Here is a 21,856-nt window from a genome sequence, read left to right on the forward strand (position 1 = left end):
AAACGGAGCATCGCGCTTGAACGAGAACATCCTGTGGTTGCACGAACTGCGTCTGGCCGACCTGGCCCGCGTAGGCGGCAAGAATTCCTCGCTGGGCGAGATGATCGGCAATCTGGCCGGTCTGGGCGTCTCCGTTCCTGGAGGTTATGCGACCACGTCTGAAGCCTTCAAGGACTTCATCGCGCACAACGACCTGTCCAAGCGCATCTTCGACAAGCTGGCCACGCTGGACGTCGAAGACGTCAACGCGCTGACCGCCGCCGGCAAGGAGATCCGCAGCTGGGTGATCGACGCGCCGCTGCAGCCGCAGCTGGACCAGGACATCCGTACCGCCTACGCCAAGCTGAGCGCCGACAACGGCGGCGGCGACGTGGCCGTGGCCGTGCGTTCGTCGGCCACCGCCGAGGATCTGCCCGATGCCTCCTTCGCCGGCCAGCAGGAAACCTTCCTCAACGTCACCGGTGCCGACGACGTCGTGCACAAGGTCAAGGAAGTGTTCGCCTCGCTGTACAACGACCGTGCCATCGCCTACCGCGTGCACCACGGCTTCAAGCATGAAGACGTGTTCCTGTCCGCCGGCGTGCAGCTGATGGTGCGTTCCGGCGTCGGTTCCTCCGGCGTGCTGTTCACCCTGGACACCGAGTCCGGCTTCCGCGACGTGGTGTTCGTCACCTCCTCGTTCGGCCTCGGCGAAATGGTCGTGCAGGGCGCGGTCAACCCGGACGAGTACTACGTCTACAAGCCCACCCTGCAGGCCGGCAAGCCGGCGATCCTGCGCCGCTCGCTCGGCAGCAAGGCGATCCGCATGGTGTATTCGGATGTCCCCGGTGAGCGCGTCAGGATCGAGGACACCCCGGCCGAACTGCGCACCACCTTCTCGATCAGCGACGAGGACGTGCAGGAACTGTCCAAGCAGGCGCTGGTCATCGAAAAGCACTACGGCCGCCCGATGGACATCGAGTGGGCCAAGGACGGTGTCAGCGGCAAGCTGTTCATCGTCCAGGCGCGCCCGGAAACGGTGAAGTCGCGCAGCCATGCCACCCAGATCGAGCGCTTCGCGCTGACCGAAAAGGGCGGCAACGTGCTGGCCGAGGGCCGTGCCGTGGGTGCCAAGATCGGCGCCGGCGTGGCCCGCGTGGTGAAGACGCTGGAAGACATGAACCGCGTGCAGCCGGGCGACGTGCTGATCGCCGACATGACCGACCCCGATTGGGAGCCGGTGATGAAGCGTGCATCGGCCATCGTCACCAATCGCGGTGGCCGTACCTGCCACGCCGCGATCATCGCGCGCGAGCTGGGCGTGCCGGCCGTGGTCGGTTCGGGCAACGCCACCAAGGTCATCGAAGATGGCCAGCTGGTCACCGTCAGCTGCGCTGAAGGCGATACCGGTTTCATCTACGAAGGCAAGCTGGGCTTCGAGCGCACCACCACCGATCTGGGCAACATGCCGCCGGCACCGTTGAAGATCATGATGAACGTGGCCAACCCGGAACGTGCCTTCGACTTCGGCCAGCTGCCGAACGCCGGCATCGGCCTGGCCCGCCTGGAAATGATCATCGCCAGCCACATCGGCATCCACCCGAACGCCCTGCTGGAATACGACCGTCAGGATGCGGCGACGAAGAAGAAGATCGACGAGAAGATCGCCGGCTATTCCGATCCGGTCGGCTTCTACGTGGACCGCCTGGCCGAAGGCATCGCCACCCTCACCGCCTCGGTCGCACCGAACGCCGTGATCGTGCGCCTGTCGGACTTCAAGTCCAACGAGTACGCCAACCTGATCGGCGGCAGCAACTACGAGCCGCACGAAGAGAACCCGATGATCGGCTTCCGCGGCGCCAGCCGTTACGTCGACCCGAGCTTCTCGGCCGCCTTCGCGCTGGAGTGCAAGGCCGTGCTGCGCGTGCGCAACGAAATGGGCCTGGACAACCTGTGGGTCATGATTCCGTTCGTGCGCACCCTGGAAGAAGGCCGCAAGGTCATCGAGGTGCTGGAACAGAACGGCCTGAAGCAGGGCGAGAACGGCCTGAAGATCATCATGATGTGCGAAGTGCCGTCCAACGCACTGCTCGCCGATGAGTTCCTGGAGATCTTCGACGGCTTCTCGATCGGCTCCAACGACCTGACCCAGCTCAGCCTGGGCCTGGACCGTGACTCGTCGATCGTCGCGCACCTGTTCGATGAACGTAACCCGGCGGTGAAGAAGCTGCTGTCGATGGCGATCAAGGCAGCACGTGCCAAGGGCAAGTACGTTGGCATCTGCGGCCAGGGCCCGTCCGATCACCCGGATCTGGCCGAGTGGCTGATGCAGGAAGGCATCGAGTCGGTGTCGCTGAACCCGGACACCGTGGTCGATACCTGGCTGCGCCTGGCCAAGCTGAAGGCCAACGGCTGAGACCGTGATTGCTGAGGGCTGACGTCGCTTTCATCGGCGCCGGCCCATACTTCAGCTGCATGCAAGCCCCGCCTCTGCGGGGCTTGTTGTTTCTGGCGTCCGCGCGCGCCACCTCCCCCGCCGCAAAGGAGCCCGCATGCTCGCTACTGCCCCACCCGCCCCCGCCGCAACGCCCTGGTTCCACTCACTCGATTGGGAACGCCTGCTGGAGACCTACGGCGTGCCGTTGCTGGCCGCGATCGTGGTGCTGCTGGTCGGCATGTGGGTGGCACGACGCCTGTCCAATGCGATGCCACGCGCCACCGCGCGCATGGGCGTGGACCCAATGCTGGGCAGCTTCCTGCGCAACGTGGTCTATGCCACGTCGCTGGTGATCGTTGTGGTATTGGCCATTGGTACGCTGGGCGTGCAGATCACCCCGCTGCTGGCCGTGCTCGGCACCGCCGGCCTGGCGGTGGGCCTGGCGCTGAAGGACTCGCTGTCCAACATCGCCTCGGGCGTGATGCTGGTGACACTGCGTCCGTTCCGTGTCGGTGATGTGGTGACGGTGGCCGGGCAGACCGGCACGGTTCGCGAGGTGCGTATCTTCCAGACCGTCATCACTGGTGCCGACAACCAGCACACCACCATTCCAAACACGTTGATCACCGCTGCGCCGATCATCAACCTGACCGCCGAACCGACCCGCCGTGTCGAACTGGTGGTGGGCATCGGCTACGAAGACAACATCCAGCTGGCGCGCGACACCGCGCTGGCGCTGATGAAGGCCGACCCGCGCGTGCTACAGACACCGGCACCGGATGTGGTGGTGTATGAGCTGGGTGCGCACGCGATCAACCTCGGCATCCGCTGCTACGTGAAGTCCGCCGACTGGTTCGGCACCAAGGTCACGCTGCTGGAGCAGCTCAAGCTGGGCTTCGACAGGGCCGGGATCAACATTCCGTATCCGCAGCAGGACATGCACCTGTACCTGCATGGCAAGGATGGCGGCGTGGTCGAGGCCGACGCGCTGGTGCGCGACAAGCCCTGATCCCAAACAGAAATGCCGGCCAGCGGCCGGCACTACCCTGCCCCGCGCACCCTGGTAGTGCCGGCCGCTGGCCGGCAACCTCCGGGATCAGGCGGCAACGCTTTCTTCCAGCACCGGGTAATCGGTAAACCCGACCGCGCCACCGCCAAAGAACGTCGCGCGATCCGGCGGATTCAGCTCCGCACCCAGACGCAGGCGCTCCGGCAGATCCGGGTTGGCAATGAACGGGCGGCCGAAGCCGATCAGGTCGGCCCAGCCTTCGGCCAGTGCCTGCTCCGCGCGTTCGGCGGTGTACTTGCCGGCGTAGATCAGGGTGCCCGGGTAGACCATGCGCAGTGCCTGCTTGAACGCCACCGGCATCAGCGGTGCGTCGTCCCAGTCGGCCTCGGCGATGTGCAGGTAGCCCACGCCCAGCCCGCCCAGCAGGTGTGCCGCAGCGAGATAGGTGGCCTGCGGCGTGTCGTCCACCGCGCCCTGCAGGGTGGTCAGCGGCGCCAGGCGCACGCCAACGCGCTCACCACCGGCCACCGCCACCACCGCCTCCACTACTTCACGCAGGAAGCGCAGCCGGTTCTGCAGCGCGCCTCCGTAGCCGTCGGTGCGCTGGTTGGCCTGCGAATCGATGAACTGGTTGATCAGATAGCCATTGGCACCGTGCAGCTCGACGCCATCAAAACCCGCCGCCAGCGCGTTGCGGGTGGCCTGCGCGTAGTCGGCGATGATGCCCGGAATCTCGGCCTCGGCCAGCGCGCGCGGCATCGAGTGCTGGATCATCTCGCCCACGCCCGCTTCCGGGCCTGCGCCGGTTGGATCGACGAACACCTTCACGCCTTCGGCCAGCAGCGCCGACGACGACACCGGTGCTGCACCGCCGGGTTGCAGCGCCACGTGCGAGACCCGACCCACATGCCACAGCTGGGCGTAGATGCGACCGCCTGCCGCGTGCACGGCGTCGGTCACCTGGCGCCAGCCCTGCACCTGTTCCGGGCTGTGGATGCCCGGCGTCCAGGCATAGCCCTGGCCCTGCGGGCTGATCTGGGTACCTTCGCTGACGATCAGGCCGGCACTGGCGCGCTGCGCGTAGTAGGCGGCCATTTCCGCAGTGGCAACGTTGCCGTCGGCGGCACGCGAGCGGGTCATCGGCGGCATCACGATACGGTTGGGCAGGGCCAACAGGCCCAGACGGTGGGGAGTGAACAACATGGCGGCGATCTCTTGAGGGGGGACTGACCGCAAGGATGGGGATGGATGCCGCAGTGCAACAGGCGGATCGTGGCAAAACAGTTGTGCCTGGCAGGCAAGGGTGGCGTGGCCAAGGGTCAGAGCCCCTTCCTGCGGAACGGGATCCGACCCCGCGCGCAACCGAGGTCGGATCCCTTTGCAACGCAAAGGGCTCTGACCCCGAAGCGGGTTACAACGTGGGCTCGATCAACGCCCCGCCGTGCGCCACGCGGTCATAGCAGGTGCGCACTACGCCTTCGCCGTACTTGCGCTCCAGCCGGCGCACAATGAAGTGGCCGCGCGCCATGTCCTGGTAGTAATCGGTGAACATCGTGTTGAGCGTCGCACCGGCAGCGGCACCCACGATTGGCACCGCCTGTGCGGCGAATTTCTCGGTGACCACCACGCCGAAGCGCGCGGCCACCTTCTCCACCATCTTCGCCAGCAGCTTGCCGGCTTCCTTCGGTGCCACGCCCAGGGTGAGGTCACGGCCGGTCACCACGCGCCCGGCCAGCTCAGCCGACAGATGGCGCATCACATCGGTGGTGAAGCCCCGGGCCAGGTAATAGCCAGTCTCGCTGGCGTCATCGCGCGGCGAGTTGCCACCCAGCGCGAACACCTCCAGGCAGGCCTGGCGGGTACTGAACTCGGACAGGTCGAAGCCTTCGCTGCGAGCCACGTCGGCCACGGCGCGCATCATGATGGTGGTCGACACCGGCAACTCGATGAACAGCGCAGCAAAACCAAAAGCGCCGCCAACCGCACCGGAGGTCGCTGCGGCCAGCTTGTGCCAACGGGTGGATGCGCCCTTGCCGGGGGTGTTGTCCATGCTCCACAGCGCGGCCTGCGCCGACTTGGTCAGCGCCGCCTGCACCGCGCCGTGGATGCGGTTGGAGACCGAGCTGGGCAGCGCCTTCACCGCGAACTCCAGCGGCGTACCGACCAGATTGGCCATGCGCGCGGTCAGGGTCGGCGCTTCCAGCAGGGTCACCGCCCGCTGCAGGTCAGACCAGTCGCGGGCGTCGTGAGCAATGTCGCGGGGGAGCAGGATGGGCTCGTTCATGGCGCCGATCTTAGCGCCAGGGAGTTGAACGGAGGGTAGTGCCGGCCGCTGGCCGGCAACCTGATACACGCCACGAAGGCCGCTGAATTGCCGGCCAGCGGCCGGCACTACCAGTTCGCGAGTCATCCGGTAGCGCCGGGCCATGCCCGGCGTCGTTGTTCAGGCCGTGGGCAACCCCGACAGCGCGCCCATGAACTGGCGATAGTGACGCAGCTCGGCAATCGAATCGTGCACATCGCTCAGCGCGGTGTGGTTGCTGTTCTTGCCGACGCCGGCGGCCACGGTCGGCGCCCAGCGCTTGGCCAGTTCCTTCACCGTGGACACGTCCAGGTTGCGGTAGTGGAAGTACTTCTCCAGGCGCGGCATCTGGCGGTGCAGGAAGCGGCGATCCTGGCAGATCGAGTTGCCGCACATCGGCGACAGGCCGGCCGGAATCCACTGCGCCAGGAAATTCACCGTCTGCGCCTCAGCCTGGGCAAGGGTCACCGTGCTGTCCACCACACGCTGCCACAGGCCCGAGCGGCGGTGCTGGTTGCGGTTCCACTCGTCCATCGCTTCCAGCGTTTCCAGCGGATGGTGGATGGCGAATTCTGGACCTTCAGCCAGCACGTTAAGCTGGGCGTCGGTGACCACGGTGGCGATCTCGATGATCGAATCGTTGTCGGTATCCAACCCGGTCATTTCCAGGTCGATCCAGATCAGTCGTTCGTTGGCCGCGCCGTTGTCCGCCATGTGTCGCCTCGTTGCTGGGCAGGCGCGCGGCCTACCGGTGATGGAAAGAGGCGCCCATCATACCCTTTAGCCCCTCAGCCCTCGCCGGCGTGGTCTTCCAGCAGCAGCGGAGGCTTGCCGCGCTTAGCGCGGAAATAGTTGGTCAGGCGCATGCTCGCTTCCTTGGCCAGCACCCCACCGTGGATCTCCACCCGGTGGTTGTGGCGACCATCGCCGAGCAGGTCGAACACACTGCCGCAGGCCCCGGTCTTGGGATCGCTGGCCCCGTAGACCAGTCGTGCAACGCGCGCGTGCACGATCGCCATCGCGCACATTGCGCACGGCTCCAGGGTCACATACAGGGTGCTGCCGAGCAGGCGATGGTTGGCGAGCAGTTTTCCACCTGAACGCATGGCCACGATTTCGGCATGCGCACTGGGGTCGTGCGAAGCAATGTTGAGGTTCCAGCCCTCACCCAGCAGCTGGCCGTCGGCACTGACCAGCACCGCACCCACCGGGATCTCGTCGAACTCGCGTTGTGCGCGCTCGGCCAGCGCCAGCGCGTGGCGCATCCAGTGTTCGTCGGTGTCGTGCACCGGCACACCCAGGGCGTCGGTCATGGCGGTTCTCGCGTTTCTGCAGGGCCAGGATGGCCGCCGGGGCCGCATTGTACGCCCGCAGCCGTGCAGGCGCCGCTAACGCGCGTCGAAGCGCTCGCGGGCCGCGTCCAGGGCCGGAAAATTATGCTCGGCCCAACGGTCCAGGGCCGCAAGCGTGTCGACCAGAGTGCGTGCGATCGTGGTCAACCGGTACTCCACGTGCAGTGGCTTGCTGCCCAGATCGCAGCGCTCGATCAGGCCGTTGCGCTCCAGCTGCCGCAGGGTCTGGGTCAGCACCTTCTGCGAGATGCCTTCGATCTTCCGCAGCAGCGCACCATTGCGTTGCGGGCCTTCGGCCAACGCCGGCAGCAGCAGCATCACCCACTTGCCGGAGATCAGTGCCAGCGCATCGCGCGCCGAGCAGTCGGCGGCATAGACATCGCCAGGATGAGCCATGGTTACCTCAAGGTGCGTAATTGCCGGGGCATGCCAGCATCGCGAGGATGGTCGCACATTCCAATACGCCCTCCCTCATGCGCGCCCTGATCCTGCTGGCCCATCCCGAACCCCGTTCCTTCAATGCCCACCTGGCCATGCAGGCCGCCGAGCAGCTGCGGCACGACCATCTGCAGGTGGACATGGTCGACCTGTATGCAGCAGGCTTCGATCCGCTGGAAGCCGCCTGGCACCATCCACGGCGCCTGCAGCCCGAGCGCTTCGATGCCCAGCGCGAACAACGCTACAGCGCCGAACACGACCAGTTGCCCGCCGATGTGCAACGTCACCTGCAACTGCTGCGGGCCGCGGACCTGGTGATCCTGCAGTTCCCGCTGTGGTGGTTCGCGGCACCGGCCATCCTCAAGGGCTGGCTGGACCGCGTGCTGGTTTACGGACCGATGTACAACAGCCGGCAGCGCCACGAACACGGCGTGATGCGCGGCAAGCGTGCGCTGCTGAGCGTCACTACCGGCTCATCGGCACGGGCGTGCGCGCTTGATGGCCGCGAGGGTGACACCCGGTTGCTGCTGTGGCCATTGATGTACAGCCTGCGCTACGTCGGCTTCGAGGTGATGGAACCGCATGTGGTGCATGGCGTGCGTTCCGGGCTTCCAGCGGAGCGTATGCAGGCCCACGACGAGGCGCTCGCCATGGCTACGCGCAACTACCTGGAACGGCTTGCTCGGTGGAGGCAGTGGCCCCTTGTGCCCTTCAACGACAGCGAGGACTTCGAGGATGGCGTGGTGCTGCGCGCCGAGGCAACGACCCACAGCCCCTTCATCCGCCACCGCAACGATGGATGAGTCCGCGCCCGCACCTGCAGCCGGAAGGCTTCATAATGCGCGCTCATCCGAAGCACCTTGGTGAACCCATGACCACCCTGCGCTGCTCGCGCGCCGACGATGGCGCCGCCCTCGTCGACCTCTGGCGTCGCGCCGTCGACGCCACCCACGACTTCCTCAGTACCGAAGACCGCCAGGCCATCGATGCCGAAGTGGCCGCTTTCCTGCCGCAGGCGCCGATGACCGTCGCCGTCGATGCACAGGACCAGCCGCAGGGATTCATGCTGATCGACGGCACCCACATGGAAGCGCTGTTCATCGATCCGGACGTGCGCGGCACCGGTATCGGTCGGCAGCTGTTGCAGCATGCACTGGCCCTGCACCCGCAGCTGAGCACCGACGTCAACGCACAGAACGCGCAGGCCGTGGGCTTCTACCTGCGCATGGGCTTTGCCGAAACCGGTCGTTCGCCGCTGGATTCGCAGGGCCGCCCGTATCCGCTGATCCATCTTCGGCACAAGGCCTGACATCCGTCGGCAGCAGCTGCGTGCTAGCGTGGCTGCTTTCGATCAAGGAATGCCGTCCATGGATGGTGCAAAAGCCCTGTTGACCCTGTTTGCACTGGGAATCAGCCTGGTCTGGATCCTGGTGCCGTTCGCCATCTTCGCCGTGCGCAACCTGCTGCGTGAGGTACTGGTCGAGCAGCGCCGCACCAATGAACTTCTCGAGCATATCGGCGGCTACCGCATTCCGAAGCCGCAACCCGAACCGACCGTCTGGCGCGCGCCCTGAACGGGCGCCCGCCGTGGCTCAGGCTGTCGCCTCGAAGGCCGGTGAGTACTGCACCTCGCCCTGAGCCAGCGGAGGCTGCAGGCAAAGCGCCTGGAAGTACTCCGCCGGCACGCCCGGCAGCACCAGGCCCGGCTCGGCACGGAACCCGAAGCGCCCGTAATAGGCCGGCTCACCCAGCAACACGCAGCCGTACGCGCCCTGCTGACGCAAGGCTTCCAGAGCCGCGTGCATCAGGGCCGCGCCAATGCCCTGCCCCTGCCATGCGGGCAGCACCGAAATCGGGCCCAGGCCGAACCAGCCGGTGCTGCCATCGCTGACCGTCACCGGCGACAGGGCAATGTGGCCGACCACCTCGCCTTGTGCTTCGGCGACCAGCGAAATACTCAGCTCCCCACGCGAACGCAGCGCATCGACGATGAACTGCTCGGTGTGGCTGCTGTGCGGGGCTTGGCGGAAGGCGGCCTCGGTGAGTGCATGGATGGCGGCGTGGTCGGCCGTGGTTTCGGTGCGGATCTGGATGTTCATGGGTAGCTCTTCGCAGTTACTGGACACCCGGGTCCCATCGATGGCCTGAGCCGCGACGGAACACCGGATTCACTTTTGTCAGCCGCATGTTAATACGCAAAATGGGTCACGGATTAGGATACCCATCGTGGCTGGCGTCAATTTTCTGCCACTCTGACCGTGGAAACGATGGAATCACAGCGTTTCTCCGGCCCATAATGGCATCGACTGTCACCACGGAAGGAGGCACGCATGGAACGCCCATCCCTTTGCAACTGCCTGCAGGACGCACTTTGCGAATGATCTTCTACCCCCTGCTCTACCTCTGCCTGGTCGCTCCTGCGGCATGCGTGGCGCATGCAGGTGCGCAGGACTCACCGGTCGTCACGCCTCCTGCGGATGACGCCCGCTACCTGCCAGCGGGGATTCGCCTGAGGTTGCTGGGCACGGACTACGGCACCCTGTACCTGGCAAGCCTGCTGGATGAGCGCTACTACCACGGCGGATTCCGCCATTGGCTCGGCAATGCGCTGGGCAATGCGTGGCAGGCTCTGTCCAGACACCACGACGGTCGCTCGCTGCCCTCGCATCGAGAAGAGTTCTCCGATGCGCCCCTCGTGACCCAACCCGCACGGAACGTCTCGCCATGACCGACCGTTCTTCCCCCCTTTCATTACTGGAGGCCGACATTGCGCCGTAAATTCATCCCGTGCCTTGCTCTGCTTCTGTTGACCGCCTGCAATCCGGAGACCGCCATGAACCAGGAACGTGCCGCTGCTGAAGCCGATGTCGCCCAGGGTGGGCGTGGCCTCGCCAAGCTCAACCCCAGCCCACGCAAGGCCTATGAGCTTGTGCTGCGCCTTAAGGACGCCCCCGGCGACTTCGCGGTGGTCGAAGGTGTCGCGCAGTACGACGTGACCAACGAAGACCAGTGCGGGCACATCGAACCGGCCACCGGTACCGCCGCACGCATCACCAGCCAGGAGCCGGTGGAGCTGCGCAAGGTCGCCGACGGCGAGTACCGCGGCACCGTGTACCTCGACCGGATGCTGGATGAGGACTACTACGGCCGTGGCGTCTGCAAGTGGGAATTCAGCGGTGCCGGCGCGATGCTGAAGGCCACTGGTGCCGAGGGTGAGACACGCTTCCTGTCATTCATTGAGGCGTCCCCCTTCGTCAAAGGCGAGACCGAGACCCGCCACTATCCTCGTGCGGACTATCCGCGCGTGAACGAAATTCCTGACTACGGCGCAAGCGGCCAGGAAGACCCGACCAAGTTCCGCCCTGAACTGCAGAATGCGCTGTTCTCCGCTTCGCTTGAAGCCGATGAGGTCCGCCAATGAGCTTCAACAGCCAAGACTATGCTGCGCTATCCGAAGATGCATACAAGGATTACGCGGTCGGTCGTCGTGCACCTGGCCAGGATGAGATCGTCCCGATCAACGGGCACAAGTACAGGATTCTCGAGCATGTCGACAATCGACTGAACGGCTATCAGGGAACGATCTATCAACGGGTCGATACCAATGAAATCGTCGTTGCACATCGCGGCACCGAGCAGATCGCTCGTGATGCAGTCCTCACCGACGGTGGCATGGTTGTCGCCCGCACCAATGTGCAGGCCCCGGACGCCATTGCATTGACCCAGCGTGCCCTCGCCTACGCCAAGAAGGAAGGCCAGGATCTCGGACAACGTCCACCTGAGGTCACCGTCACCGGCCATTCCCTCGGCGGCGCCCTGGCCCAGATCACCTCGCACCACTTCAACGTCAAGGGCGAGACCTTCAACGCCTACGGCGCGGTCAGCCTCAGCTACCGCATTCCGGAAGGCGGCAACACCATGATCAACCACGTCATGGCTTCCGATCCGGTCAGCGCCGCCTCGCCGCACTTCGGCCAGGTCCGCATCTACGCCAAGCCCGATGAGATCAAGACGCTCGCGGCAAATGGCTTCAGCAATCACGCCCTGCGTGATCTGATTCCAGACCGTCCGATCATCGCGGCCACCAGCTCATTCGGCGCGCACAAACTGGGCAACTTCCTCAACGAAGGCTCGGTGCTGAAGCACCCGGAAACGCAGAAGCTGGCGAAAGACAACGCCAAGATGATCGAGGAGTACCGCGACGACGTCGAATCGCTGCGCCGCGGCGTTACCCGTGCGGCACGTGGCATTCCGGGCGGTGCCGTCGATCTGTACGACCACATCCGTGGCCCGCTGCAACCCGGTGAGCCGGCGCGTCGCGAGGCGGAGAAGAACGGCCATCACACCAGCATGCTGCGCATGGACGATGCCACTCATCTTGGCAACCCGCTGTTCAACGACGCGATCCGTGGCGTGCATGCGCAGGACGTTCGCGTCGGCCGCGTGCCGGATGTGATGAGTACGCAGTTGGCCGGTAGCCTGGCGGCGGAGATGCACGCTGCAGGCGGCAAGCGCATCGACGAGGTGGTGATGAATGCCGACGCCTCGCGCAGCTTCGCGGTGCAGGGCCAGGGCGGCGACCCGGCGCATCTGCGCGTATCGGTGGACACCGCCGTGGCAATGAACACCCCGCTGGAGCAGAGCAGCCAGCGCATTGATCAGCAAGCCGCGGGACAGCGTCTGGCACAGGACCGCGATCAGCAACTGGAACAACAGCAGAACCAGACCCGCAGCATGCAGGCCTGATGAACAGCGCGGGAGCCGGTCATTCCGGCTCCCGCGTCACTTCGGCCCTCTGCCTCAGGGGCTGGAGGCCGCGACCGGCGCGGACGCACCGGCGGTCACGAACAGATCCGGCCCGGAATCCGGGAAGCCACCACAGGCGCGATCGCCCGGTGCTACCGGATCACAGGGCCACTGCGCCCGCGCGACCTTCTCACGCAGCTCGAAGCGATCCCCAGTCCAGACCACGAAGGCCAGGTGCTCGCGGTTCCAGTCACTGTAGGCACGCGGACCGACCTTCTGCGCCGTCTCCGGGTACTGCACGAACCAGCGCATGGCCGGGCCGTACTGCAACTTGCTGTGGTCCAGGCTGATCCGGCCGTCGCGCGACAGCTGCCGCGCACGATCGGCCTCCGTCAGTTGGGGCATGGCCGGCATGGCATCGGCGGTCACATCCCTCGGCGCGGCGTCCCCGCGAACCTGGTACACACGCTGGGCCACATAGGCCTCGCGGCAGTCACCCGCTGGCACACGTACCGGCTCCGCGCCGTACTCATCGCGGTTGGCGACCCTGTCGCTGCAGGTGAACGGTGCCGACACCAGGTAGAACGTGCTGTCGGCGTCGCGTCCTTCCAGCGAACGCACCCAGATGTCGCCCATCCGCGCGATGAAGTCCGGGCGCTGGCCGTAGCCCGGCACCGCCTTGAACCAAACCTTCTGTTGCACCTCACGCTCGCGCCAGCTGCGCGGCAGGTGGACGTCCTGCTGGGGCAGCGCGACCAGCAGCGCGGCCAGATGCGCCGGCATCGTGCCCTGGCAGGCGCCGATCAGCAGCTCGCCCTGGGCCGCCAGCCGCCCAGCCAGATCCACCGGGCAGCGGGCACCAAGCGCACGCTCGGTCGCCTGCTCGGGCGGCAACGGCGCGATGACCAAGGCGGGCGGCGCGGGAGCTACCGCCGGGACGGCTGGCTCGACGACAGCAGGCGGTGCAGCGACAGGCGCCGCCGCTGCGGGTGCAACGGGCACAGGCGTCGGGTCTGCAGCCGGCGCCGGCTGCGCGTCCACCACTGGTGTCGCAGGAGGTGTCACGGCAGCCGGTACATCGGGAGCCGGCGCCGCGACAACGGCTTCGGTGGCCATGGGCGCTGCAACAGGTGCCATCCCTGCAGGCGCGTCAACGATCGCCTCGGCGGCGATGGGCGCCTCCACGACGGGCGCCGCTGTCTCCTGAGCCTGAGCCTGTGCCGACGCTGCGGCAAGTCCAAGTGACAGCAGCCAGAGCGGCGGCAGGCGGCGCGCGAATGCATCGCAGCGGGCAGCGACGTGCCGGGCATTCGAGGGAACGATTCGCATGTGGTGTCCTTCCGAGTGGGTTTCCATGTCGGCGCCACAGGGCGCCACGCGTCGTACGTAAAGCGCCGGCGGGTCCCCTGCCCGCCGGCATCAGGTGTTACAGGGATCGAGAACGCTGCTCCTGCTCGCGGGCGAGCGCGGCCGCCGGGTCCTGCTGGGCGACACTGGCAGCCAACTGCTGGCTGCTCTGCGCCAGCGGCTGCTGGGCGGCCTGCTCCCGGTCAACGGACGCACGCAGCATCGCCGGATCTCCCAGCGCGCCCTGCACCGCAAACAGCGTGCGCCCGTCGTTGCCCGCCAGCAGATGATCGATACGCGACAGGCCGGCCTTCTGCGCCCCCAGCGCCAATGCGCCAGCGGTATTGTCGAGCTCCTGTGCACTGCGCAGTCCATTCTGTGGTCCCATCTGCTGCAGGTGCCGGCGCGCATCCTCGAACAACGCGTTGCCGGGCTCACCGGTCTGCGACATGTCTCGGGCAACACTCTGCGCCGGCGCACCGACTTCGCCCCGCTCCAGCCGCGCCATCACATCAGGCGTCAGCTTCTGCTGCCACGCATCGAATCGCTGCTGGCGGGCCTCGATGCCGTTCAGGCCACCATTGATCGCGCGCGTCGCTTCGCGCACATCCTCGCGCGCCGCCTCCGGTACCCGCGTCTGCCACTGCCACACCGCAATACGGCCTGCGTGCTCGGGCTGCGCGGCCAGTTCCGGCTGATTCACCAGATCCAGATCCAGCGCCTTGCCGGCACGCTCATAGTTTTCCTTGCCGACCAGCGGCAGATAGCCGCGGCCGTGATACTTCAATGCGTCGCCGGGCGCATCATTGCCCATGCGCCCGCCGTACATCAGCTCGGCCAGATTCTCCGGACGGCCGCGCAACGCGTCCTGGCGGGCGTCCTCAAGCGCGCCATTGCCATTGCGCCACGCCGCTTCCACCGGGATCTGCGAGATACCCCGGGTGAAGTTGAAACTTTCATTGAGCCGGCTCAGGCCACGGGACTCGTGCCCGGCCTGCGCCATGAAGTTGGCCAGTTCCCGGGACGAGGTGATGCCGGCCTCCGTGGCCTGCCGCAGCAACTGCGACTCTCTATCCTGCGACACGGTGAAACTCCTGCTCGATCATCGTTGGGTACTCCCGCCTCCTCACACGCATGGCACTCAGGGCAAGCTCACGTCGGCGACAACGGACGGATCGAAATCCTCGAACCGCACCCGACCAAGTTCGGCCGCCGAGAAATCGCGTGTATGACTGGCCTCGGTCTCGGTGTCGACCACCCTGCGCTGCACGCCATGCACCCAACAGGCCTCGTCGGCCGGAACGTAGCGGAACGTGTAGATGCTGCTCCAGCGCTCACGGCTCCCGCCGTTGGTGATCACACTGAACGCGCCATCCTCGATGGTCACGTACGCGAAGGGGTCGCCGGCAATGCCCCCACGGGTGGAGCACGGCACCAGCTTGTCGTTGCGCGCGGCCAACTGCCATCGGCCCGCGGCGTCACCCAGCAGCAGCAACAACACCCGGTTAGGACCGTGCTCGCCGGGCACCAAGCCGTCGGGTGCCGGTTGATCGATCACCAGCAACTGGTCGTCGATCCCGTTGCCGGTGAGATCGCCGCGTACCGCCTCCAGCAGGTTCGCGCCGGACGGAACGAACGCCAAGGCATTGTCCATGTGTACGCCACTCCCCTTCTGCATCCCCTGCGACTCCTTCAATCCTGACTTTCCAGTACCCGCGCGACGACCGGGAAACCATGCGCTGCGCTGCAGGCTCCGGTGTCCACCATGGCGGATGATAGCCCCGGCCCTGCGGCGTCTGCGATGGTCGCAATCAACATCCGCATCGTGGGTCGTCAGAGTCCTCATGGACGGAAAAGCTCCTGCGTTCGATGGCACCGGTGCGTCGGGATTTTGACGCGCACGCAGCTTACTTCGAGGAGGCGGGGCTCGTCGAAGGGAGCTTGGGATGAAAAGCGCACTTGATCACAGAAAAAGCGCAGTTAACGTGAATGGTGGCTTATCCGAAAAACAGATCCGCGGTGGATGGCGCCGGGGATGCATCGCCTCCCGCAGCCCCGCCGGCCTGAGGTTGCGCGGAAAGCGTGCGCTGCTTATCGCGCCCGAACATGCCCATGCTGGTGGCAACGGCCACAATCAACGCTGCCCGCGCCATGTTGGTTACCAGGACCATCATCGAGTCGCGGCTGCAGCCTGTAACGATTCGATAGCCTTGCAACACTTCTCCACAGCGCAATAAAAGAACATTTGCCCACTAGGACCGTCGCGCCACTCGATCTCGGCGGGATGTCACGGCAATCATGAGACTAGAACGACTCAAAGATCGGCTCAGAACAATCTGTATATAGAACTTTGCACTGCCCACCACCGATGTCCGCGCAATGGGACAAAACTCGATTTGTAGCCTCCTCCTTGGAGCCTGCAACCGAATAGGAGACGCGCCCCTTACTCCCCCTCTCGGGATCAGCATATGCAACGCACTGGTTCTTGTAGGGAGTTCCGACTTTGCAATCTCTAGCGCCATGGGTCGCGCAACGGGAAAGCGCCTCGGACACAGCTTCCTGCTTTGAACGCCTTCCGACTGATGCCCCCATATCGCCCGTGCTTACTGCGGTTGCAATAGCTCCCCAGGTTTTGATCCAGCGGCCTGTCGCGACCGGACCACTGGACCCCGCAGCGCCTCCATTGGAGCCCGGTATTGGCGCACATCCACCAACCCCCTGTCCGCCAATCGGATACTGTCCGGGCGGGCAGCGCCCCTCCGCTTGGACATCTGCTGTCACAAGCAAGAACAAAGCAGAGCAAATCCAAAAGAGGGAGATCACAATGCGCTTCACGTTAACTCTCCAATACGCCTGAAATCACTGTCTACCAGGATGAGCAGCTCGCTGGCCAGTTTCCGCAATCCTTGTTGCATCCGACTGCGGCAATGTCATGCGGCTTGTTGACTGATTACTGTAGTCACCGGCGTCTGCAGTACGCCCCTTCTCCGGCTTATCCGGCGAGTAGTAGCTACCCGGCGGCTGCCCACTCGGAGCCGGCGCCTGCGCAACAGGGCTGCCACCTATCTGCGAATATGCCATGAAGCTACCCAAGGTGCCCTGGAAGAACATGGCCGCCATTGGGGGCGCAGTCAGAATCAGGGTCGTCAGGATCAATCCCATGCCGCCCTACTGCATCGCCTGACTGGTCATGCCGTCGCTGGACGCGCCCATCAGCGGGAACTTGTTCACCAGCGCCGTCACCCAGAACGAGGCGGACACGCGAATTACCATGTCCAGTGCGATCGACACCATTGCCGCCAGCACCGCCATCGAGAACATGGTTCCGATGCCGTAGAACAGCCATCGCTGGAACAACTGCTTGGTCTGGTCGAACAGAAGGCAAAGAATGAACAACGGCCCGAATCCGATGAACAACGCCATTGCTACTTCGTAGAGCAGAAGCATTGAACCCGCAGTCACCGCTGGACCGCCGGTGCCGAGGCCGATGAACCACATGGCCCGGGTCTTGTCTTCCTGCAATCCAGGGTCATTCAGAATCTTGATGCCATCAATGCTGGACAGCGCCACCTGCATCCAAGCCAGACTCTTGTCGATCTGCTCTTCCGGTGCCTGGTCTTTTCCGGCTAATCAGGCATTTCTACGTTTTCAGCCAGAAACTCATAAGCGCAACCTCAGAAGCTCTCAAACTCAGGCTCGGTGCATCCAGAATAAATCACTTTACAGCCATCGCTCCCCTGTTTTAAGCACGCATCCACAGCCATCTTACTCGCAGCATCAACAGATGCCGCACGCGCAAACGTGGAGCCACCAAATCTTGCATCACTGGGGGATACGAATGCTGCACATTGATTATTGAACTCCAATACCACCCTGCAATCCGTAGCCCCCCGCTGTGCGCAATTAGCAAGGGACTCCGAAGCCGCATCCCTCTTCTTTCGCTTACCGAGAGCCACGCCGACATCGCCCCCCTTCGCTAAAGCGATGGCCCCCCAAGTCTTGATCCAACGCCCTGTCGCAACAGGCGACGCTTGGCCTGCTCCAGTGGTACCACCTGGGATGGGAGCACAGCCGCCGACTCCCTGACCGCCAATTGGATACTGACCAGGAGGACACCTACCTTCTGCATTGGCCGTCTGTGGCAATTGGCAGGCAATGATTCCCACACCCAGCAGGAGTACTACACCTGAATAGACACGAATTGACTTCATTTCCGGCCTCTAGTTCGAAGCTAAGCCTTTACGACCAGTATCAGAATTGCCTGACCCAACTGTGGAGTTGCTGCCAGTGACTACGACATTGCTCCCAACTGAAGTCGATCCACCCGATTGACTGCCACCGCTCGTCGACGGCTTGTCCGGCGTGTAATAACTACCCGGCGGCTGCCCGCTCGGACCCGGCGCCTGCGCCACCGGGCTGCCACCTATCTGCGAATATGCCATGAAGCTACCCAAGGTGCCCTGGAAGAACATGGCCGCCATTGGGGGCGCAGTCAGAATCAGGGTCGTCAGGATCAATCCCATGCCGCCCTGCTGCATCGCCTGACTGGTCATGCCGTCGCTGGACGCTCCCATCAGCGGGAACTTGTTCACCAGCGCTGTCACCCAGAACGAGGCGGACACGCGAATTACCATGTCCAGTGCGATCGACACCATTGCCGCCAGCACCGCCATCGAGAACATGGTTCCGATGCCATAGAACAACCATCGCTGGAACAACTGCTTGGTCTGGTCGAACAGAAGGCAAAGAATGAACAACGGCCCGAATCCGATGAACAACGCCATTGCTACTTCATAGAGCAGAAGCATTGAACCCGCAGTTACCGCTGGACCACCTGTGCCGAGGCCGATGAACCACATGGCCCGGGTCTTGTCTTCCTGCAATCCAGGGTCATTCAGAATCTTGATGCCATCAATGCTGGACAGCGCCACCTGCATCCAAGCCAGACTCTTGTCGATCTGCTCTTCCGGCTTCTGATCCTTGCCAGTGACAACGTGGGTGATCAGCCCCTTCACGTCCTCGGTCAGGAACTCATGAAGATCGCGCCCGAACATGCCCATGCTGGTGGCAACGGCAACAATCAACGCCGCGCGCGCCATGTTGGTTACCAGGACCATCATCGAATCGCGGCTGCGGCCGGTGATTATCCGGTAGTCTTGCGGCCCTTTTCCACAGCGCAGCAAACGGGCATCCCCCCCCCTAAGAAAGATGCGCCTTTCGCATCGCATTCTGGATGCCGTCGTTCTCGATCAAACTTCTCGGCGTGCAGCTTCTTCAGCCGCAGGCTCTCACCCCAGACTCTCGAGTCGCTTGGTGTCAAGTGCTTTCATGCCACCAAACCTCCTCACCGCAGGTCGGAACGACGCCTTTTCACGTCCAATCCCCTTGCCATTGAGGATTGGTCTCCAAGCCGCCTCGCACTCAATCCCGGGGCGATGCGAGATCCAGCATCTGATCCGCTGTCACTCATCCTTCCGCCACCACGCACCCGAGTTACGGAAGCCGATTCGCCTCTACGCCAAACGCCCGAGCCAGCGCGCAACTACCGGGCACCTCACCATTTCGACCTGCCTGACATTCAATCTTCCGGATTCTTTCCATAAAGGACTGTGCCAGGACGCCAGTCGGACGACCACAGACTCGCTATTGGATTTTTAGAATTCCTCGAAGATCGGCTCAGAGCAAGCGGAGTAGACGGCAGCACAATCGCTCCCTCCTTTCGAGGCACAGAGGCGGGAGGCAAACTCCGTGGCACTCTCGATCGTTGCACCGGTACCAAACTGCGTGGTTCCACCTGTGCCCGAGCTGGCGACAACGGCGGCCACGCATTGATTCTTATATGTAATTGTAACCTTACATCCCACTCCGCCGGATTCAGCACACTTCCTCTGCGCCTCCTCAGCGGCCTCCGTCTTCCGTACCCGCCCTGTTGAGGAGCCAGAGGCGCCCGACGGCGCCAATGATATTGCGCCCCAAGTCTTGATCCATTTACCCGTCGCTCTGGGCCCACTGGTAGCTGCACCTTCGCCTCCAGGAATCGGGGCGCAACCACCGACTCCCTTCCCTCCGATCGGGTACTGCCCAGGAGGACATCGCCCCTCAGCCCGAGCCTCAAGGGCCGATGTGGCGAACATGAACACCAACGGCGCTAGCAAATAGATCATTCTCATCAGGCAACTCTCCTTACACAGACAACGCGCATCTCCGCGAGCTAAATAGGTGCCTTGGCAAATCGGCCTGTATCCGACGGCGTATCGGCAACATGTGGAGATCCAGTTGATCTACCCATCTGCCCCACGCCGCTTGCTCCATGCCCGGTGCTCCCCTTCTCTGGAGCCGGAGGCGTGTAGTAACTACCCGGCGGCTGCCCACTCGGGCCCGGCGCCTGCGCAACCGGGCTGCCACCTATCTGCGAATATGCCATGAAGCTACCCAAGGTGCCCTGGAAGAACATGGCCGCCATTGGGGGCGCAGTCAGAATCAGGGTCGTCAGGATCAATCCCATGCCGCCCTGCTGCATCGCCTGACTGGTCATGCCGTCGCTGGACGCTCCCATCAGCGGGAACTTGTTCACCAGCGCTGTCACCCAGAACGAGGCGGACACGCGAATTACCATGTCCAGTGCGATCGACACCATTGCCGCCAGCACCGCCATCGAGAACATGGTTCCGATGCCATAGAACAACCATCGCTGGAACAACTGCTTGGTCTGGTCGAACAGAAGGCAAAGAATGAACAACGGCCCGAATCCGATGAACAACGCCATTGCTACTTCGTAGAGCAGAAGCATTGAACCCGCAGTTACCGCTGGACCACCGGTGCCGAGGCCGATGAACCACATGGCCCGGGTCTTGTCTTCCTGCAATCCAGGGTCATTCAGAATCTTGATGCCATCAATGCTGGACAGCGCCACCTGCATCCAAGCCAGACTCTTGTCGATCTGCTCTTCCGGCTTCTGATCCTTGCCAGTGACAACATGGGTGATCAGCCCCTTCACGTCCTCGGTCAGGAACTCATGAAGATCGCGCCCGAACATGCCCATGCTGGTGGCAACGGCCACAATCAACGCTGCCCGCGCCATGTTGGTTACCAGGACCATCATCGAGTCGCGGCTGCGGCCTGTAACGATTCGATAGCCCTGGATCAGCACCCACAAGGTCATGAGGGTCAGCGCGATGCCGCCCACCCACGCCATCATGTTGTCCATCAGGTCGAAGCCGAACTTGCCGATCCTGTCCCGCAGGTAGTCCAGGATCAGCTTGAAGAACACGAAATCGCCAATCGACTGGACACGCGCGACGTGCCCCATCAGATCCTGGAATCCGCCCGAAAAATCAAAGTTGGCAATCGACCTGATCGTCATACCCACATTCCCTTGGTAATACTGCAATCACATGAGGGGCGACGCAGACGCGCGCACCCTTGGTGCTCCATTCCATGCATCAGTCGATGGACAGCGCTGCCTTCAGCGCCGCCGTCTTGACCAGATCACTGGCAATGGTCTTCATCGGGTCGCCCTTCAGCGCTGCCTGTGCGACGACCTTCTGATTGGCTTCCATCACCTCGATGTAGGCATCGTAGGCCTTCTGCTGTGCCTCGAAGGACTTTGCCTTGGCTGCCATGTCGTTCGCGGTGCGCAACGTGTCGTTCTGCGTTGCGTTGACGTTGCCGAGCAGATTGCTGACATTTCGCTGCTTCTCGATTGCATCGAGGCTATCGAAGAACGACGGCATCGTCTTGAGCATGAAGTCCACCGCATCGTTGTACTTGCGGTTCTGCATCATCCGGATGTTCACGCAGATCTGTTGCTGCTGATCTTTCCAATCGCCCTTGAAATTGAAAACGACCCGGGTCGCGAGAGTCTTCAGGTCGGTGCCGATTCCGCAGGTCTCGGCAACCAGATAATTGGGTGGCACCGGCGTCAGCGGGGCGGAATCCGGCAACCCGAAGGAATTCACGATGCCCTGGATCTGGACCATCGTCTCCTGGTACTCCTTGATCGTCTGCGCCCAGTCCCGTGCCCACTGGGTGTTCTCCTTGACGAACTGGTACTTCTCCTGGAAACGGGCCTGGTACGTATTGATCTGATTGAGGATGTGCTGCCACAGTGCAGGACCCGTTTCCTGCACCGGGCCGATGGCGCCCGCATTGGTCGCTGAGAGGGCCAAGGCAACGCCGAGCACCTTGGCCATCGGCTTGAGTACCTTGCGGGCGCTGGCCCGACGCTTGACGTTGTTCATGGGAAA

At 63.8% G+C, this 21,856-nt stretch carries 23 protein-coding genes and 2 pseudogenes; 9 read left to right on the forward strand and 16 right to left on the reverse strand.

The features are described 5' to 3' along the window. The first annotated feature begins 16 nt into the window (after window positions 1-16). Entirely contained in the window at window positions 17-2,395 is a 2,379-nt protein-coding gene (gene ppsA, locus AC3ITW_RS13640) for a phosphoenolpyruvate synthase (RefSeq protein ID WP_065724520.1), read from the forward strand. A gap of 136 nt (window positions 2,396-2,531) precedes the next feature. After that, window positions 2,532-3,425 (forward strand): mechanosensitive ion channel family protein, encoded by an 894-nt coding sequence (locus tag AC3ITW_RS13645; RefSeq protein ID WP_006374142.1) that lies wholly within the window; start codon window positions 2,532-2,534, stop codon window positions 3,423-3,425. An 87-nt stretch (window positions 3,426-3,512) separates the two neighbouring features. On the opposite strand, the gene AC3ITW_RS13650 is transcribed toward AC3ITW_RS13645, so the two are convergent. From AC3ITW_RS13650 to AC3ITW_RS13670, 5 genes are all read right to left on the reverse strand, one after another. Next, on the reverse strand, window positions 3,513-4,628 hold the full coding sequence (locus AC3ITW_RS13650) for an alkene reductase (protein WP_012511424.1): 1,116 nt from the start codon (window positions 4,626-4,628) through the stop codon (window positions 3,513-3,515). 208 nt (window positions 4,629-4,836) lie between these two features. Further along, window positions 4,837-5,709 (reverse strand): EcsC family protein, encoded by an 873-nt coding sequence (locus AC3ITW_RS13655; RefSeq protein WP_032971007.1) that lies wholly within the window; start codon window positions 5,707-5,709, stop codon window positions 4,837-4,839. A gap of 159 nt (window positions 5,710-5,868) precedes the next feature. Then, complete coding sequence (orn, locus tag AC3ITW_RS13660) at window positions 5,869-6,441, reverse strand: oligoribonuclease (RefSeq protein ID WP_012511426.1); 573 nt, start codon at window positions 6,439-6,441, stop codon at window positions 5,869-5,871. 74 nt (window positions 6,442-6,515) lie between these two features. After that, window positions 6,516-7,040 (reverse strand): tRNA adenosine(34) deaminase TadA, encoded by a 525-nt coding sequence (gene tadA / locus AC3ITW_RS13665; protein WP_032971011.1) that lies wholly within the window; start codon window positions 7,038-7,040, stop codon window positions 6,516-6,518. A gap of 75 nt (window positions 7,041-7,115) precedes the next feature. Then, window positions 7,116-7,475, reverse strand: coding sequence for a winged helix-turn-helix transcriptional regulator (locus AC3ITW_RS13670; RefSeq protein ID WP_006374229.1), 360 nt, complete (start codon window positions 7,473-7,475; stop codon window positions 7,116-7,118). Between the two features lie 77 nt (window positions 7,476-7,552). On the opposite strand from AC3ITW_RS13670, the gene AC3ITW_RS13675 reads away from it, so the two are divergent. The 3 genes from AC3ITW_RS13675 (at window position 7,553) to AC3ITW_RS13685 (ending at window position 9,091) form a co-directional block, all read left to right on the forward strand. Next, complete coding sequence (locus AC3ITW_RS13675) at window positions 7,553-8,320, forward strand: NAD(P)H-dependent oxidoreductase (RefSeq protein WP_012511429.1); 768 nt, start codon at window positions 7,553-7,555, stop codon at window positions 8,318-8,320. Between the two features lie 68 nt (window positions 8,321-8,388). Then, window positions 8,389-8,826, forward strand: coding sequence for an acetyltransferase (locus AC3ITW_RS13680; protein ID WP_006374231.1), 438 nt, complete (start codon window positions 8,389-8,391; stop codon window positions 8,824-8,826). A 58-nt stretch (window positions 8,827-8,884) separates the two neighbouring features. Next, window positions 8,885-9,091, forward strand: coding sequence for a hypothetical protein (locus tag AC3ITW_RS13685; RefSeq protein ID WP_005410107.1), 207 nt, complete (start codon window positions 8,885-8,887; stop codon window positions 9,089-9,091). Window positions 9,092-9,109: 18 nt separating this feature from the next. Here the strand turns inward: AC3ITW_RS13685 and AC3ITW_RS13690 are convergent, their stop codons facing one another. Beyond that, complete coding sequence (locus tag AC3ITW_RS13690) at window positions 9,110-9,616, reverse strand: GNAT family N-acetyltransferase (RefSeq protein WP_012511430.1); 507 nt, start codon at window positions 9,614-9,616, stop codon at window positions 9,110-9,112. Between the two features lie 278 nt (window positions 9,617-9,894). Between AC3ITW_RS13690 and AC3ITW_RS13695 the strand changes: the two genes are divergently transcribed. The 3 genes from AC3ITW_RS13695 to AC3ITW_RS13705 are packed head-to-tail and all read left to right on the forward strand — an operon-like array spanning window position 9,895 to window position 12,263. Next, window positions 9,895-10,245 carry a hypothetical protein gene (locus tag AC3ITW_RS13695; RefSeq protein ID WP_006374288.1) on the forward strand — a complete coding sequence of 117 codons (351 nt, stop codon included), beginning with the start codon at window positions 9,895-9,897 and terminating at the stop codon, window positions 10,243-10,245. A gap of 39 nt (window positions 10,246-10,284) precedes the next feature. Continuing rightward, window positions 10,285-10,938, forward strand: a complete 654-nt coding sequence (locus AC3ITW_RS13700) for a hypothetical protein (RefSeq protein WP_006374290.1) — start codon at window positions 10,285-10,287, stop codon at window positions 10,936-10,938. Further along, on the forward strand, window positions 10,935-12,263 hold the full coding sequence (locus AC3ITW_RS13705; protein ID WP_012511431.1) for an XVIPCD domain-containing protein: 1,329 nt from the start codon (window positions 10,935-10,937) through the stop codon (window positions 12,261-12,263). Before AC3ITW_RS13700 ends, AC3ITW_RS13705 begins: the two co-directional genes overlap by 4 nt. A gap of 54 nt (window positions 12,264-12,317) precedes the next feature. On the opposite strand, the gene AC3ITW_RS13710 is transcribed toward AC3ITW_RS13705, so the two are convergent. From AC3ITW_RS13710 to AC3ITW_RS13720, 3 genes are all read right to left on the reverse strand, one after another. After that, window positions 12,318-13,592 carry a hypothetical protein gene (locus AC3ITW_RS13710; RefSeq protein WP_489389639.1) on the reverse strand — a complete coding sequence of 425 codons (1,275 nt, stop codon included), beginning with the start codon at window positions 13,590-13,592 and terminating at the stop codon, window positions 12,318-12,320. A gap of 97 nt (window positions 13,593-13,689) precedes the next feature. Then, window positions 13,690-14,694, reverse strand: coding sequence for an XVIPCD domain-containing protein (locus AC3ITW_RS13715; RefSeq protein WP_100468864.1), 1,005 nt, complete (start codon window positions 14,692-14,694; stop codon window positions 13,690-13,692). A gap of 57 nt (window positions 14,695-14,751) precedes the next feature. After that, window positions 14,752-15,288, reverse strand: coding sequence for a hypothetical protein (locus tag AC3ITW_RS13720; protein ID WP_032129521.1), 537 nt, complete (start codon window positions 15,286-15,288; stop codon window positions 14,752-14,754). A 268-nt stretch (window positions 15,289-15,556) separates the two neighbouring features. Here AC3ITW_RS13720 and AC3ITW_RS13725 point away from each other — a divergent pair, with 268 nt between their 5' ends. Next, complete coding sequence (locus AC3ITW_RS13725) at window positions 15,557-15,847, forward strand: hypothetical protein (protein WP_154354767.1); 291 nt, start codon at window positions 15,557-15,559, stop codon at window positions 15,845-15,847. Between the two features lie 67 nt (window positions 15,848-15,914). On the opposite strand, the gene AC3ITW_RS13730 is transcribed toward AC3ITW_RS13725, so the two are convergent. The 7 genes and pseudogenes from AC3ITW_RS13730 to AC3ITW_RS13760 all read right to left on the reverse strand — a co-directional run bounded on the left by AC3ITW_RS13730 (window position 15,915) and on the right by AC3ITW_RS13760 (window position 21,850). Next, the gene (locus AC3ITW_RS13730; RefSeq protein WP_229298220.1) at window positions 15,915-16,202 is read right to left on the reverse strand and encodes a DUF4189 domain-containing protein; all 288 of its coding nucleotides are present in this window, start codon (window positions 16,200-16,202) and stop codon (window positions 15,915-15,917) included. Window positions 16,203-16,469: 267 nt separating this feature from the next. Beyond that, window positions 16,470-17,240 (reverse strand): annotated as a pseudogene (locus AC3ITW_RS13735) (type IV secretion system protein); the annotation flags it as partial. Between the two features lie 44 nt (window positions 17,241-17,284). Further along, window positions 17,285-17,821, reverse strand: coding sequence for a DUF4189 domain-containing protein (locus AC3ITW_RS13740; protein ID WP_223276932.1), 537 nt, complete (start codon window positions 17,819-17,821; stop codon window positions 17,285-17,287). Window positions 17,822-17,830: 9 nt separating this feature from the next. Beyond that, window positions 17,831-18,769: pseudogene (locus AC3ITW_RS13745) on the reverse strand (TrbL/VirB6 family protein); the annotation flags it as partial. 495 nt (window positions 18,770-19,264) lie between these two features. Beyond that, window positions 19,265-19,780 carry a DUF4189 domain-containing protein gene (locus tag AC3ITW_RS13750; protein ID WP_006405953.1) on the reverse strand — a complete coding sequence of 172 codons (516 nt, stop codon included), beginning with the start codon at window positions 19,778-19,780 and terminating at the stop codon, window positions 19,265-19,267. 41 nt (window positions 19,781-19,821) lie between these two features. Continuing rightward, window positions 19,822-20,973, reverse strand: a complete 1,152-nt coding sequence (locus AC3ITW_RS13755) for a TrbL/VirB6 family protein (RefSeq protein ID WP_229298144.1) — start codon at window positions 20,971-20,973, stop codon at window positions 19,822-19,824. 79 nt (window positions 20,974-21,052) lie between these two features. After that, window positions 21,053-21,850: a hypothetical protein gene (locus tag AC3ITW_RS13760; RefSeq protein WP_049398226.1), complete on the reverse strand. Its 798-nt coding sequence runs from the start codon at window positions 21,848-21,850 to the stop codon at window positions 21,053-21,055. Window positions 21,851-21,856: the final 6 nt, after the last annotated feature.

Source organism: Stenotrophomonas sp. KH_052, from assembly GCF_057838755.1.

Excerpts from the sequence above, each read along its gene's own strand:
- AC3ITW_RS13645 (WP_006374142.1), top strand. The coding sequence starts at position 2,532 with ATGCTCGCTACTGCCCCACCCGCCCCCGCCGCAACGCCCTGGTTCCAC.
- AC3ITW_RS13650 (WP_012511424.1), bottom strand. The coding sequence starts at position 4,628 with ATGTTGTTCACTCCCCACCGTCTGGGCCTGTTGGCCCTGCCCAACCGT.
- AC3ITW_RS13655 (WP_032971007.1), bottom strand. The coding sequence starts at position 5,709 with ATGAACGAGCCCATCCTGCTCCCCCGCGACATTGCTCACGACGCCCGC.
- orn (WP_012511426.1), bottom strand. The coding sequence starts at position 6,441 with ATGGCGGACAACGGCGCGGCCAACGAACGACTGATCTGGATCGACCTG.
- tadA (WP_032971011.1), bottom strand. The coding sequence starts at position 7,040 with ATGACCGACGCCCTGGGTGTGCCGGTGCACGACACCGACGAACACTGG.
- AC3ITW_RS13670 (WP_006374229.1), bottom strand. The coding sequence starts at position 7,475 with ATGGCTCATCCTGGCGATGTCTATGCCGCCGACTGCTCGGCGCGCGAT.
- AC3ITW_RS13675 (WP_012511429.1), top strand. The coding sequence starts at position 7,553 with ATGCGCGCCCTGATCCTGCTGGCCCATCCCGAACCCCGTTCCTTCAAT.
- AC3ITW_RS13680 (WP_006374231.1), top strand. The coding sequence starts at position 8,389 with ATGACCACCCTGCGCTGCTCGCGCGCCGACGATGGCGCCGCCCTCGTC.
- AC3ITW_RS13685 (WP_005410107.1), top strand. The coding sequence starts at position 8,885 with ATGGATGGTGCAAAAGCCCTGTTGACCCTGTTTGCACTGGGAATCAGC.
- AC3ITW_RS13690 (WP_012511430.1), bottom strand. The coding sequence starts at position 9,616 with ATGAACATCCAGATCCGCACCGAAACCACGGCCGACCACGCCGCCATC.
- AC3ITW_RS13695 (WP_006374288.1), top strand. The coding sequence starts at position 9,895 with ATGATCTTCTACCCCCTGCTCTACCTCTGCCTGGTCGCTCCTGCGGCA.
- AC3ITW_RS13705 (WP_012511431.1), top strand. The coding sequence starts at position 10,935 with ATGAGCTTCAACAGCCAAGACTATGCTGCGCTATCCGAAGATGCATAC.
- AC3ITW_RS13710 (WP_489389639.1), bottom strand. The coding sequence starts at position 13,592 with ATGCGAATCGTTCCCTCGAATGCCCGGCACGTCGCTGCCCGCTGCGAT.
- AC3ITW_RS13720 (WP_032129521.1), bottom strand. The coding sequence starts at position 15,288 with ATGCAGAAGGGGAGTGGCGTACACATGGACAATGCCTTGGCGTTCGTT.
- AC3ITW_RS13725 (WP_154354767.1), top strand. The coding sequence starts at position 15,557 with ATGAAAAGCGCACTTGATCACAGAAAAAGCGCAGTTAACGTGAATGGT.
- AC3ITW_RS13730 (WP_229298220.1), bottom strand. The coding sequence starts at position 16,202 with ATGGGGGCATCAGTCGGAAGGCGTTCAAAGCAGGAAGCTGTGTCCGAG.
- AC3ITW_RS13740 (WP_223276932.1), bottom strand. The coding sequence starts at position 17,821 with ATGAAGTCAATTCGTGTCTATTCAGGTGTAGTACTCCTGCTGGGTGTG.
- AC3ITW_RS13750 (WP_006405953.1), bottom strand. The coding sequence starts at position 19,780 with ATGAGAATGATCTATTTGCTAGCGCCGTTGGTGTTCATGTTCGCCACA.
- AC3ITW_RS13755 (WP_229298144.1), bottom strand. The coding sequence starts at position 20,973 with ATGACGATCAGGTCGATTGCCAACTTTGATTTTTCGGGCGGATTCCAG.
- AC3ITW_RS13760 (WP_049398226.1), bottom strand. The coding sequence starts at position 21,850 with ATGAACAACGTCAAGCGTCGGGCCAGCGCCCGCAAGGTACTCAAGCCG.